This window comes from Pseudoflavitalea sp. G-6-1-2 (genome assembly GCF_012927185.1).
In the GTDB taxonomy this organism is placed as follows: domain Bacteria; phylum Bacteroidota; class Bacteroidia; order Chitinophagales; family Chitinophagaceae; genus Pseudobacter.
In genome coordinates this window covers 911,817-925,221 of the sequence record NZ_JABBGB010000002.1, presented here as the reverse complement: position 1 = coordinate 925,221, position 13,405 = coordinate 911,817, and the positions used below count along the sequence as shown (strand labels likewise).

General features: G+C 45.8%; 8 protein-coding genes. All 8 read left to right on the top strand.

The window, feature by feature from the left end; translation table 11 throughout:
- The first annotated feature begins 184 nt into the window (after positions 1 to 184).
- A complete protein-coding gene (locus tag HHL16_RS13355; protein WP_169425697.1) occupies positions 185 to 3,586 on the top strand; it encodes a SusC/RagA family TonB-linked outer membrane protein in 3,402 nt (1,133 codons plus the stop codon).
- A 26-nt stretch (positions 3,587 to 3,612) separates the two neighbouring features.
- A complete protein-coding gene (locus HHL16_RS13350) occupies positions 3,613 to 5,085 on the top strand; it encodes a RagB/SusD family nutrient uptake outer membrane protein (RefSeq protein ID WP_169425696.1) in 1,473 nt (490 codons plus the stop codon).
- Positions 5,086 to 5,103: 18 nt separating this feature from the next.
- A complete protein-coding gene (locus HHL16_RS13345; protein ID WP_169425695.1) occupies positions 5,104 to 5,805 on the top strand; it encodes a DUF4843 domain-containing protein in 702 nt (233 codons plus the stop codon).
- 17 nt (positions 5,806 to 5,822) lie between these two features.
- Complete coding sequence (locus tag HHL16_RS13340; RefSeq protein WP_169425694.1) at positions 5,823 to 7,346, top strand: PKD-like family lipoprotein; 1,524 nt, start codon at positions 5,823 to 5,825, stop codon at positions 7,344 to 7,346.
- Positions 7,347 to 7,428: 82 nt separating this feature from the next.
- Positions 7,429 to 8,358 carry an ABC transporter ATP-binding protein gene (locus HHL16_RS13335; RefSeq protein WP_169425693.1) on the top strand — a complete coding sequence of 310 codons (930 nt, stop codon included), beginning with the start codon at positions 7,429 to 7,431 and terminating at the stop codon, positions 8,356 to 8,358.
- Between the two features lie 32 nt (positions 8,359 to 8,390).
- Positions 8,391 to 10,679, top strand: a complete 2,289-nt coding sequence (locus HHL16_RS13330; RefSeq protein WP_169425692.1) for a Gldg family protein — start codon at positions 8,391 to 8,393, stop codon at positions 10,677 to 10,679.
- A gap of 18 nt (positions 10,680 to 10,697) precedes the next feature.
- A complete protein-coding gene (locus HHL16_RS13325; protein ID WP_169425691.1) occupies positions 10,698 to 12,047 on the top strand; it encodes a DNA mismatch repair protein in 1,350 nt (449 codons plus the stop codon).
- Positions 12,019 to 13,395 carry a DNA mismatch repair protein gene (locus HHL16_RS13320; RefSeq protein ID WP_169425690.1) on the top strand — a complete coding sequence of 459 codons (1,377 nt, stop codon included), beginning with the start codon at positions 12,019 to 12,021 and terminating at the stop codon, positions 13,393 to 13,395. The genes HHL16_RS13325 and HHL16_RS13320 overlap by 29 nt, the downstream gene beginning before the upstream one ends.
- Positions 13,396 to 13,405 lie beyond the last annotated feature (10 nt).

Below are 13,405 nucleotides of genomic sequence, written 5' to 3'. Positions count from 1 at the left end.
TTAAGGTAGGCCAAAAACAAAAACCGTTCCGACGGCCATCGGAACGGAAAAATGTTCAGGCTGATAAACAAAGTCGGGAAGACTGCTTTCATAACCCAAACAATGCAAATGTATGCCAAAAACTGCTTATTGTTCCCCGTTCGCCTGGTGGAGGCACCGGGGGATTGCTCAAATGTTATTAGCTATGAAGCTGACTGTACTCTTACTAACTGCTGCGTTCCTCAATGTGAGCGCCAATGGCCTGGCCCAGAATATTACTTATTCCGCTTCCGGCACTTCACTCGAAAAAGTGTTTACGGAAATTGAAAAACAAACAGGATTTGTTTTTCTCTACAAAGAAGGGCTGCTCTCCAACACTAAACCTGTTTCTATAAAAGCAAAGGATCTTCCGCTGGATGATTTCCTGGAAAGATTATTAAAAGGGCAACCGCTCAATTACCGGATTGCCGACAGAACTGTATTCATTACCCGGCAAATAATTGCCGAAGGGAATAAAAGCCTGGGAAGCCCGTTATCTTCCTACGGGGCCGGTTCCCCCATTCCCATCCCGCCGATACAGCTTAAAATAAAAGTTGTAAGTGCAGATGGGAATGCCCTCACCGGCGCTACTGTCACCAATAAGAACAGTGGCAGCTCCAAAGTTACCGGGCCAACCGGTGAACTCACGCTGCAGGTGAACGCAGGCGATGTACTTGAGATCTCCTATGTAGGGTTTGAAAAAGCCACACATAAAGTAACCGCTGATGCCACTTCTGTCCTCATTAAGTTGCAGATGGCCGAAAAAACGCTGGACGAAGTAGTGACCGGATACAGCCGCATGAAAAAAGAAAGTTTTACCGGCAACTCCATCCAGGTAACACAGAAAGACCTGCTCAAAGTAAGTAACCGGAATCTGGTGGATGTATTGCAGGTATTCGATCCTTCTTTCCGTATCGAAGTCAACAATGTGATGGGCAGTGATCCCAATACGCTTCCCGAGTTCTATATCAGAGGGCGTTCAGGCATTGGCGTTAAGGCGCTGGATCAGGTGGATGTGTCGCAGGCAGCACTCACCAACAATCCCAACCTTCCCATCTTCATCATGGATGGATACGAAGTATCTGCTGAACGCGTGTATGATTTCGACATCACCAGAATCAAGAACATCACCATTCTGAAAGATGCTGCAGCAACGGCTGTGTACGGCTCCCGCTCCGCCAATGGAGTAGTGGTGATCGAAACAGTTGCGCCCGAACCCGGCAAACTGAGATTGGATTATACGATGGCAGGGTCTTTATCATTACCCGATCTTTCCGATTATAACCTGATGAACGCTGCAGAAAAACTGGAGGCCGAAGTCCTCGCTGGTTATTACATTCCTCCACCCGGCATGACTCCCGTTAACAAAGGAGCACTCATGAAAGAGTTGCTGATGAAACAAAATCAAATTGCCCGTGGTGTGAATACAGACTGGATCGCACAGCCGGTACAGAATGTATTCAATCACAAACACACGCTCAATATCGATGGTGGTACAGATAACCTGCGCTTCAATTTTCTGGTGAAATACGATAAGCAGAATGGTGTGATGAAATCCTCCTTCCGCGAAAGAAAAGGTGGAGGTTTGGGAATCGATTACAGACAAAAGAAATTCCAGATCCGCAACGACATTACGTATGATGTGGTAGATGCCAAAGCTTCTCCTTACGGCGAATTCAGCGCGTATACCAGCAAAGCGCCTTACGATGAGATCTACGGACCGGATGGTCGCCCTGTAAAAAATACCACTGAATGGCATGTGGCAATCGAATCTGTCGCCAACCGGTTCAATCCCCTGTACGAAGCTTACCATACCAATAGTTTTGATAAGAACGGTTATTACAGCTTAGTGAATAACACAGCCATCATCTGGAACTTCTTACCCAAATTCCAGTTAAGGGCAGACCTGGCACTCACCAGGCAGGATTCCTGGACGGATATTTTTACCGACCCTGCTTCCAGTAAATACTCTTTCAATAACAATACAGACCTCAGCAATATCGGAGAGCTGGCACGCACCAAAACCATCAACAAAGGATTTAATTCTAATCTGTTCGTACGATATGAAAATCGTTTTGCCGGACACAGTTTCAATTTCTCAGGAGGCATGAATGCCCGCGAAACAAAAGTGACCATGTCTGCCGAGCTGTACACCGGCTTCCCCTCGGGCTCGCAGAACTCTCCCAATTTCGCCAACAAAATTGTGCGCAAACCCGGCTACTCGGATAATCATACCCGTTTGTTCGGCAGTTTCGTTACCATGAACTATGCTTTCCAGGATATTTACCTCCTGGATGTTTCAGGCCGTCTCGATGGTTCCTCCGAATTCGGTTCCGATAATCGCTTTGCCCCATTCTGGTCGGTGGGTACCGGTATCAACTTCCATAAATACAAATGGGTGAAAGAGCTTGGTATTTTCAACAGGCTGAGATTAACAGGAACAACGGGTGAGCTGGGTAAAACCAATTTCCCTCCTTACGCGGCAAAAGGTTTGTTCACTTATCAGGACAAATGGTATGCAACCGGTAACGGCGCTTTCCTTATGGGCATGGAATCTCCCGCGCTGACCTGGGAAAAAACAACCACCTACGACCTGATACTCGATGTAGGGATCTTTAAAGACCTGCTGTCTGTGAACATCGATCTCTACAACAAGATCACCAACAATCTTGTGAACGATGTAGACCTTCCACTTTCTTCCGGCTTTACCAGTTACAAAGACAATATCGGTAAGGTGCGCAACAAAGGTTTCGAAGTATTTGTGAGAGCGAATATCATTCGTGAAAAAGATTTTCAGTTTTCAGTTTATGGGAACTTCGCACACAACAGGAACGAATTACTGGAATTATCCAACTCTCTGAAAAAATACAACGACCTCGTAAATACACAGTACGATGGCTTTACAGGAAACACTCCTACCAGCCCTCAATTCCTCGGTAAATATTCCACGCCGTATACCAAGTATGTAGAAGGAGGATCTCTCACTTCCATTTTCGGAATGCGATCGCTTGGCATTAATCCTATGGACGGTAAGGAAGTGTATGTTCGTCCTGATGGTACCATTACCTACGACTGGGCAGCCTCCGATCAAACTATCATTGGAGATTATTCTCCAAAAGGCCAGGGTTCATTCGGATTCAATATCGGCTATAAAGCTTTTTCACTTTTTGCATCTTTCCTGTATCAGTACGGTGCGCAGGAATACAACAAAACGCTGGTAACTAAAGTGGAAAACGTAGACCTCTACAATAAGAATGGCGATAAAAGGATCTTGCTGCAAAGATGGGTGAAACCGGGCGACATCACTCCCCTGAAAGACATAGCCAGCCGGAGTTTCACCACAAGACCCAGCTCAAGGTTCATACAGGATAACAATTTTGTGCGGTTCAATTCGCTGAGCCTCGCTTACGACCTGGTGTCGAAAAAACTGCAAAGATTCGGCATCTCGCGATTGAAAGTGCAGTTGTCGTCCAATAACCTGGCCACCTGGTCGACCATCATGCAGGAGCGGGGAACTTCTTATCCTTTCGCAAGGAACTATGATTTAACTGTAAAGATCGTATTGTAAGTGGTGCTCGTTTAAAAATCAGAAACATGAATACATTCATTAAACATATAGCAGTAGTACTTTGTGTACTTGTTTTTTCCGGCTGTAATAAATGGTTGGATGTTAAGCCTACGGATCAGATCACACAGGAACGACTTTTCAGTGAAGGCATCGGATTCCGGAATGCATTGAATGGAATATACCAATACATTGCTGAAGGGAACCTGTATGGAAGAAATCTCACATGGGGCCTCAACAGTGCGCTGGCACAGGATTATATCGGCAATGATATTTCACAGGAATACCAAAATGCCGCCACCACTTTCGTTCAGACAGATCCCACTGTGCTCGCACTGGGAACAAGTATCTGGGGCAACGCCTACAAAGCTATTGCCAACAGCAATAAACTGATCACTGAAATAAAGAATAAGGATACCGGGCTGTTCCAGTTTGGCAATGTGGAGAAAAAACTGATCATGGGAGAAGCGATGGCCTTGCGTGCATTGCTTCATTTTGAGTTGGTAAGACTTTTTGCGCCTTCTCCTGCGCTGGACCTGTCGGGAAAATACATCCCTTACGTAGACAAATATCCATCCTATTACACGGCACCATCACCCACTTCCACTGTGCTGCAAAACATTCAGCGCGACCTGGAAGAAGCGAAGAACCTGGTAGCAGAGAACGATACCATTCTCAACAGAGCCTCGCTCAGCGGCAAACTCGCCAGCCGTTTGGTGGGCAGCATTATTCCGGAAGAACGTTTTTTCTCATTCCGCATGATGCGATTGAACCATGTTGCCATCGCAGGTCTGCTGGCTAAAGTAGCATTGTATGCAGGTGATGCGGAGCGCGCATTGAATGAAGCAGCCTATGTGTATAGCTACGGACCTTCAGGCACTAAAAAATGGTGGGAGTTCACTTCTTCTGCCAATGCAGCAGGCGCAAACATCTATACCAAGTTTGCGGATGATGTGTTGTTTGGCTCATTCAACACAGATCTGGTAACCGATATTACCACATACAAAGGCACCACTGTAAGGTATAGGATCAATAAACAAGTATCTGCCTGGTTCCCGTCTTCCGAAAGAGATTACCGGCTCAACCTGCTGATTCCGGATGCTGCAGTATCTACCGATATGGTAAGCCAGAAATGGGTAGCTACCAGTTCAACCGCCACATACAGGCCTCAGCAGAATACCTTCGTTCCTGTGCTTCGCCTGAGTGAGATCTGTTATATCTACAGCGAAGCATTATACCGTAAAGGACTAACCGCAGATGCTCTTGCTATTCTCAATCAGGTGCGTGTAGCAAGAGGTAAGATCAACATTTTCAGCGACCAGTCGGAAACCGGTTTCTATAACGAGTTACTAAATGAATATCGGAGGGAATTCCTGACAGAAGGACAAACCATCTTCGCTTACAAAAGACTGGGAAGAGGAATACAGGCCAGCAGCACCCAGCTGATTCCCATGGATGAAAGGTTCACATTCAAAATTCCGGAAGGAGAAGTCATTTACTAATCATCGAAATCAGCACTCATGAAACAATTGGCAATAATATTATTGGGATTTACCGGGCTCTTTGTACAAAGTTGTTCAAAGAGGGACATCCCTACTTATAAAGGTGATCATTACATACAGTTCACCACTGCTTTTACAGACACTACGCAGTTCTCTTTTTTCTTCCATCCCGGAAAAACTGCAGTGGATCTGGCAATGCCCGTGAAACTGACAGGCACTATGCCTCAAAAAGATCTGAACTATATGATCGAAGTGGTGCAGGATAAGACCAATGCGCCTTCCACTACCTACACGCTGCCCACTGTATTCAGATACAGGGCAGGGTTTACGCAGGATACTGCACATATCGTTTTCAGAAATATTCCTCAGCTGGCCACTGAAGCCGTGCTGCTCACTATCAGAATAAAGGATACGGAAGAAGTGAAAGCCGGGCAGACCAATTATGCCTACCGCGTTTTCAGGATCAGTGATCTCATTGCCAAACCAGGCTGGTGGAATGCAGATATGGACAGGTTCTATTTAGGCATTTATTCGGAAAAAAAATTCAGGGCTTTCATGGATGTTACTGGCGTGGGGGATCTCGATGCATATGATCCCAACGAACAACGCGTGCTGATGCTTCGCTTCAAATATCACCTGATAGAAATGAAGGAAAACGGAACGCCCCTCTTGCTGGAAGATGGATCGGATATGCTGGCCAGTCTTCCCTTAATTGGTTAATCTCTAATCTGAAAACAATGAAAGTACGATCTTCTGTATATGCTGTTGCAGCCACACTGCTCATTTCTTTACCGGGATGTATCAAAGACAGGGGCAATTATTCCTATAAAGACGGAAGCCCCGTTACTATTAGGTTTCAGGCTCCCAATATGGATGCACTCATCGACATGCCGGTCACTATCGATGCTATCAGAGTATATAGCGACCCATCCAAAACAGCAGCGGATTACAATCATGAATGGTATGTGAGTGATCAGCTGGTGGGTACCGATTCCATTCTGGTATTCACAGCAGCGGCGCCCGCAACTTTGCCGGTCAACTATTGCATGGTGGATAAAACAACAAAGGTCAAATACTTCTCTTCAAATCTGATGCTGAAGATGGCCTCTCCCTATCAGAACGGCTACGGGATCCTCTATGAAAAAGATGGAGAATCGGAGCTGGCGCATATTCGTTACGATGCCACTCAAAAACTGTATGTAGACGACCGGGACATCTATAAAAGAAAAAACAATGGGGAATCCCTGGGAAGCAAACCCATAAAGCTGAAGAACTATCCGGTAACAGGTGTATGGAGCCTGGTGGTAATGCAGCAGGGAGGTCAGGGTACAGTGGAACTGGATTCCTACAGCCTGCAGAAGAGGTTGCGGCTCAAAGATGCTTTCGCCGGCAGCGCGCCTGCCAATACCGATGCCGTAAATATGGGCTTCTATCCTAATGCACATCTGCTGGTGAATACCAACGGAGAGGTATATCCCAGATTATTCTCCAATTCGCCTGTACCATTTTCGATGCCCTGGTTGAATTTTCCAATGACCACATTGCATGGAATGAAGATCACCGATCTGTGGAATTCCCACTCCATGGCAACCCTCATGAACTTCATGTATGACTCTTTGAATAACAGGATACTTTTCCTTTCGTTGAACGGCCTTCATTCAACCGGTGGTTATGTGGTTATCGATACATTGCCGAATCCGGCAGCAGCCACACCATATCCTGCAGATCATGTAAACTTCAATCATATGGGAGACTGGCAATATGTATGGGGCGGCTCTTTCAATGAGTCTGGCAGTAGCCTCAGCTCCGATGGAGTGGTGCTGATGAGAAAACCGGGAGAAACGCAGATCTATATGCAGTCGTTTACCATGCGCAATGTGAATCGTGTGATGAGCTTTTCTCCTAAAGCCAGAAAACCATTTACCGGCAGCAGCCTGGTAAATTCTGAATCAAAGTACATTGGCATCAAGAGCAGAAATTTCATTTTCTTCTCCGGCGGCGCTGGTAATACCGATCTGTATTATTATGATATGATCACGGGTAGTGCAGCCAAACTCTTCACTTCTTACGGAAGCAAGATCACTGCCATGTGCCAGTCGGACAATTCCCTTGAACTGGCGGTGGGTCTGGAAGATGGCACCGTTATGCTCTATAATATTTCCGATGCTTCCCTTACATTGCCCGCCCCTGTTGAGTTACATCGTATGACGGGTCTGGGTCGCATTGCAGATATAACCGTTAAAAGCGGTATTATGCGTTAATCCTCCAACTACATAAATGCTATAGGTACAGTCGTCTGAACAGACGATACAGGGTATCATTTTTTAAAAACTTTCAGGATTTATGAGCGAATCTATTGTAAAAGTGGAACAGCTATCCCATCGGTACAGTGTACAATGGGCCATCAAAGACATCAGCTTTGAACTAAAGGAAAAAGGGATCTACGGATTGCTGGGTGCTAACGGAGCAGGGAAGTCCACCATCATGAATATCATGTGCGGCGTATTGAAACAAACAAAAGGCAATGTATACATCAGAGGATACAATCTGGATACACATCCCGTGGAGGCAAAGAAAAAGATCGGATTTCTTCCGCAGATGCCTCCGGTACAGCCTGAGCTGACGGTAGAGGAATATCTTACCTATTGCGCTCACCTGCGCATGATACCCAAAGCAGACATCCCTTCTGCAGTAAAGAATGTAATGGAGTTATGTAATCTTTCGCACTTTAGAAAGAGGCTGATCAAAAACCTTTCAGGAGGATACAAACAAAGGGCAGGCATTGCTCAGGCCATCATTCACAAACCGGAGTTCGTGATCTTCGATGAACCTACAAACGGCCTCGATCCCAATCAGATTCTGGAAGTAAGGAAACTGATCAAAAGCATCGCAGAAGAAAGAACAGTGATCCTGTCTACACATATCCTGCAGGAAGTGCAGGCGCTTTGCGAACATATCTGGATGATCAATGAAGGACAGATGATCTTTTCCGGCCCCATGGAAGATTTCGACACGTATCTCCAGCCCAGCTCACTTTCCGTGAGTCTGGCGCAACTTCCCGGCCTGCAATATTTAACTGCCATCGATGGAGTGGTGGATGCCGTTCATACCGGTGGCATCGACTATACCGTCAACTATGCTGCCGGTTCAAGAGAAGTGATCTCCCGTATCGTAAAAAGCGCTGTGGAGAACAACTGGGAGCTGTTGCATATCTCACAAAACAAAAATTCACTCGACAATATTTTTGCCGAACTCTCAAAGAAAAAGTCCTGATCTTCTAAAGCTGTCAAACAAAAGAACATTCAATGAAAACAACATATAGGATTGCAAAGGCGGAATTGCAGGTTTTGTTTTATTCTCCGGTTGCCTGGCTGGTGCTGGTGATCTTTGCATTGCAGACAGGTATTGTGTACACCAATCTTTATGGTGCTCTTGCGCACAAGGATATTGTGGGACAGGCTACCCGGAATATCACACAGAATATTTTCAATAATCCGATTGATGGCTTCTTTGCCAATATTCAGAGCTATCTCTATTTATACATTCCATTGCTGACGATGGGTGTTATCAGCCGCGAGTTCAACAGCGGATCCATCAAACTCCTGTATTCCTCACCGATCAACAGCTTTCAGATAGTGCTGGGAAAATATCTGGCGCTGATCGTTTTTGCATTTGCACTGATCGGGATATTGGGTATGTTTTGCCTGCATGGCGCATTCACCATTGAGCACTTTGATTATCCCGCTGTACTCTGTGCACTGCTGGGATTGTTTCTGCTGATCTGTGCGTATGCTGCAGTGGGCCTGTTCATGTCGTCCATCACTTCCTATACCGTAGTGGCAGCCATCGGTACACTGGGCATTCTGGCATTGCTCAATCTGATGAAAAGCTGGTGGCAGGAGATCGCATTCGTGAGGGATATAACGTATTGGATCGCTCTCGCCGGAAGAAGCAACACTTTCATTTCAGGTTTGATCACATCGGAAGACCTGCTCTATTTTATCATGGTGATACTGCTCTTTGTTTCATTCACCATCATCAAACTGCAGGTGGAAAGAAAGAAAACGGCTGCCTGGGCTACTTTTTCAAGGTATGCAATAACGCTGATAGTGGTTTGCATGGTAGGTTATGTGAGTGCATTGCCTTCGTGTAAGGTCTACTACGATACCACTTACTCAAAAGTGAATACCATCAGCGAGAACAGCCAGAAAGTGGTTGACATGCTGAAAGGACCATTGACCATTCATACGTACGTGAATATGCTTGACAGGCATTACAGCTATGGCTTGCCGAAATTCTACAAGCGCGAAGCACAGCGGTTTGAGAAATATCTCCGTTTCAAAACCGATCTCACATTAAAACAAACACTGTATTACCATCGTGCCAATTTTCCCTATCTGGAAACCCGGTTCCCGGAACTGTCCGACTCTGAAAGAATGGACTCTCTGAAGATCCTGAACGACTGGTCGTTCGATGTGAAGTCCTATGATGAGATCAGTGATAAAGTAGATCTGTCAGGAGAGGATTACCGTTATGTGCATGTACTGGAAGCAGCGAACGGACAAAAAACATTCCTGCGCATCTTCAATGATATGATGGTGCATCCGAACGAAGCAGAAGTAACGGCAGCTTTTAAACGCCTGGTGATGGAATTGCCCAAAGTGGGTTTTGTGGAAGGCCATGGAGAACGGCAGAGTAATTCCAACCAGGACAGAGGATACAATATGGTGACGCAGGAAAAAACTTTCCGTCATTCCATGCTCAATCAGGGATTTGATTTTACGAATATCTCCCTCTTGTCCGAAGTGCCCAACGATATTCAGATAATGGTGATTGCAGAGCCGAGGAAAATGTATTCACCGGTGGAGCTGCAAAACCTGGAAAAATATATCGCCAGAGGTGGAAACCTCATCATCGCAGGTGAACCGGATGTTGCAGCACAGATGAATGAGATCACCAAAGAGATCGGAGTGAAATTCCTCCCTGGTACGCTGGTGCATGCCAATAAAGATCTTCAACCCGATGTTATTGCGTTGCGTCCATCCGATGAAGCTGCTAAATTTTCCTTTCAACTGGAAGAAATGAAGAAGCAGAATTATTCACTTGCGCTGGCAGGAAGCGCTGTGCTGCAGTTCGATCCGTCGAAAGGATTCGAGGCCACCACACTTTTCAGAACGCCTGCATCAGGCATCTGGATTGAAAAGGACAGTTTCAATACTATCGATAAACTGCCTGTGCTGGATGTTGAAAAAGACGAATCCGAACAGGAGTATCCTGCAGTAATGGCCCTGAGCAGAACGGTGAATGATAAGCAACAGAAAATACTGGTTACAGGTGATGCAGATTGGCTCAGCAACAAAGAACTCGGCATCAACAGACCGAAACTGAGAGCCGCCAATTATTACCTGATCGCGGCCGCATTCTTCTGGTTGAGTGATGGCAAAGCGCCCATCGATATGCGTCTGGCGCCACCCATCGACAATAAACTCAGTTCCGGATCATGGAAGTTGATGGGAGGATTGCTAAAGATCGGATTCCCGCTGGTGCTGGCTTTGGTGGGTGTATTTATTTGGATGAGAAGAAAGGCCAGATAACGCTAAAAAGGAACAGTTATGATCTGGAATACAGATAAACAAACACTGGATGATCTCAACATCTTCGGTAAAAAAGGAAAGGATTCTGTTTATGCTCTCTTTAACCGTACCTGCACAACAGGCGGTGCGGAGAAGCTGGAACATATCTTCCATTATCCCACCACCGGTGCGGATGAGATCAGAGAGCGTACTCAAACCATTCAATTCTTTTGCAGCACTTCGGCCACCTTCCCGCTGGAAGCTGTTTGGATTGAGGTGATGGTAGCTTATTTATCCGATCGCGACAGCAGAACCCTGCTGAGAGCGGATGGTGAAACCATGGAAAGTAAGCTGAACAAATGGTTGAAGGCAGACACACAACTGAACTTCACTCAAAAAGCCCTGAAAGCAATAGGAGAGTGCCTGACGCGATTGAACAGTTTTCTGGAACAAACCAATGAGAATGGACAATCTTCTGCGTTTCAAAAAATGCAGAAAGAGGTAAAGAGCATCCTGAATAATCAGGAGTTCAAAGCCGCCTATTCCTCGTTGGTGGGAACACGTTTGAGTTTTGAACAGATCGCTTCCGGCGACAGATTCTTCCGCTTTACCCATTACGATCAGCTGCAGCATATCTTAGAGTATGTATACTGGTTAGATCTGTATATTTCTGTTGCCACCGTTGCCCGCGAAAGAAAGCTGGCCTTTGCTGAAGTACTGCCCGATGGCGATCAGCAACTGCACATTCAGGGCTTTTACCATCCGCTGGTACCCGGTGCATTGGGGAACAATATAGAAATGAACGCATCACAGCGGGTGTTGTTCCTTACCGGAGCTAATATGGCAGGAAAGTCTACCCTGATGAAATCCTTTGGTATCACGGTTTTTCTGGCGCATATCGGTTTGCCTGTCCCTGCCTTATCTATGAAGTTTACGGTGAGTGATGGCCTGTATACCACTATCAATCTTTCCGATAATATTCAAATGGGGCATAGTCATTTTTATGCCGAAGTATTGCGGGTGAAAAAAGTATCCATGGAACTGGCTGCCGGTAAAAAGCTCATCATCATATTCGATGAATTATTCCGCGGAACCAATGTGAAAGATGCACATGAAGCTACCGTTGCCGTTACTGCACTTTATTCAGAACTGGAGAACAGCCTGATGCTGGTATCAACCCATATTGTGGAAGCTGCGGATGATCTCCGCCATCAGTGCCGGAACATCCGGTATGCTTATATGCCAACCGTGATGAAAGATCATCAACCTGTGTACACCTATGTCTTAACAGAAGGAGTAACGGAGGATCGTCATGGTATGCTGATCATCCAGAACGAAGGCATTCTCGACATATTAGCGAATGGAAAGAAAGAAAAAATCTATGAATAAGGAAGCGAGATCGTTTTGTACCGACAGGCAAACTACGGAAGACCTCAACTTATTGGGTAAGTATAAGACCGATTCAATTTTCTCCCTGTATAACCGTACAAGAACGAAGGGGGGAGAGAAGTTGCTCGAAACGTATTTTCAACATCCACTTACAGAGGCAGCTGCTATAGAAGAAAGGCAGCGCAGCATCAGTTCACTGGTGAGCAAAGCGCTTGCTTTTCCGGTGGAGGAAAAAGAATTGGAGGCGTTGGAACAATATCTCACCAGCTTCGCACCGGTAGGCAAGGTGAAGTTGTTCACAGAGGTACTCAAAAGAAGATCCGTTGCGCTGGCAGGTATGAAAGAAGAACAGGATCATGTGTATACGCTGCTCACTGAAGGTTTAAAAGCATTGCTGAAACTGCGTGACTGGTTCAGGGGCACATTAACGGGTATGGAGTCCGGCTATCTGCAAAAACTAACCGGCCGGTACAGTGCCTTGCTGGAGAACAAATTGCTGGACCAGTTTGAAGCGCATATTGCTGGTGACAGATTATCGGTTATGCAACAAAGTAAATATGAATCATTCCTGCGTGGCGATAACCATGAAACATTCAATTCCCTTCTCCGTGATTGTTATGAGCTGGATGTTTTTCTGGGTGTTGCACAATTGATGGAGGAGAATAATTATTGCTGTCCGGTGATCCTTCATGGAAAGGCGCTGCTGAAGCTGAAAGGAGCGTATCATCCCGGTTTGAAAAAGGCCATTGGAAATGATCTGCAGCTGGATGCCCGGCAAAACATGCTGTTCCTTACAGGAGCTAATATGGCGGGGAAATCCACCTTCATGAAAACCATTGGGATTTGTTGCTACCTCGCTCATTTGGGATTTCCTGTTCCTGCTAAGGAGATGGAAACTTCGGTGTATGATGGTTTGTATTCTTCCATCAATCTGCCCGATAATATCAGTAAAGGTTACAGTCATTTTTACGCTGAAGTATTGCGTGTAAAAGAGGTGGCGAAAGAAGTGGCAGCGGGAAAAAAGTTGCTCATCATTTTTGATGAGTTGTTCAAGGGTACCAATGTAAAAGATGCCTTCGATGCTACTTCCGGAGTGGCCAGAGCCATGCTGGATTATAAGCAGAGCCTGTTTGTGCTTTCAACCCATATTGTTGAAGTTGGCGCTCTGCTGCAAAAGGAAGCAGTTGGCATACAGTATAAATACATGCCCTCTCTGCTGGAAGCCAATGCAACCCGCTACACCTATACGTTGCAGGAGGGTATTTCGGATGATCGCCATGGCATGATGATCATCCGGCAGGAAGGGATCTTCGATCTCTTTCCATCAAAGAAATTGCGTTACAGTTAATCACTTTATT

Bases quoted from the DNA above. Each gene is read 5' to 3' on its own strand.
- HHL16_RS13325 (WP_169425691.1), top strand. From the start codon at position 10,698: ATGATCTGGAATACAGATAAACAAACACTGGATGATCTCAACATCTTC.
- HHL16_RS13320 (WP_169425690.1), top strand. From the start codon at position 12,019: ATGGAAAGAAAGAAAAAATCTATGAATAAGGAAGCGAGATCGTTTTGT.
- HHL16_RS13350 (WP_169425696.1), top strand. From the start codon at position 3,613: ATGAATACATTCATTAAACATATAGCAGTAGTACTTTGTGTACTTGTT.
- HHL16_RS13340 (WP_169425694.1), top strand. From the start codon at position 5,823: ATGAAAGTACGATCTTCTGTATATGCTGTTGCAGCCACACTGCTCATT.
- HHL16_RS13355 (WP_169425697.1), top strand. From the start codon at position 185: ATGAAGCTGACTGTACTCTTACTAACTGCTGCGTTCCTCAATGTGAGC.
- HHL16_RS13330 (WP_169425692.1), top strand. From the start codon at position 8,391: ATGAAAACAACATATAGGATTGCAAAGGCGGAATTGCAGGTTTTGTTT.
- HHL16_RS13335 (WP_169425693.1), top strand. From the start codon at position 7,429: ATGAGCGAATCTATTGTAAAAGTGGAACAGCTATCCCATCGGTACAGT.
- HHL16_RS13345 (WP_169425695.1), top strand. From the start codon at position 5,104: ATGAAACAATTGGCAATAATATTATTGGGATTTACCGGGCTCTTTGTA.